This is a genomic window from Bacillus sp. JJ1474 (genome assembly GCF_036965225.1).
Taxonomy (GTDB): Bacteria; Bacillota; Bacilli; order Bacillales; family Cytobacillaceae; genus Cytobacillus.
The window spans coordinates 734-1139 of record NZ_JBALPC010000336.1; the positions used below are offsets into that span (position 1 = coordinate 734).

Genomic DNA, 406 nt, shown 5'->3' on the forward strand with positions numbered 1-406 from the left:
TGCTCGCAAAATATGGTGGAAATGGTGGAAGAGGTAGCTAATATGGCTGAACAAGCCACAGGAAATACAAAAAATGTGGCTGCTTCAGCAAAGGAACAAAATGCCTTAATGGAAGAAACATCGTCCTCAGCGGAAGCTTTAATTACAATGGCTCAAAATCTACAAAAAGTAATAATAGATTTAAAATTTAGTATCAATTTTTCATGTGTCATTGTTTTATAAGGCATTTACTATATTTAGAAAAGGATGTAATGTTTAATGCTAGATTCCATAGGTGGAGTATCACGCTACGATTTTCTGTTACGCCAATTTCAATATGAGAATAAATGGATCACGGAAGAAATTCAACAATCGCTAGATAGATTCTGTATGTTTCTATACAAACACACTAATGTTCACTATTTTT

1 pseudogene is annotated in these 406 nt (G+C 33.3%); it reads left to right on the top strand.

The annotated features are described in order from the left end of the window. Positions 1-222: pseudogene (locus V7164_RS25500) on the top strand (hypothetical protein); the annotation flags it as partial. Positions 223-406: the final 184 nt, after the last annotated feature.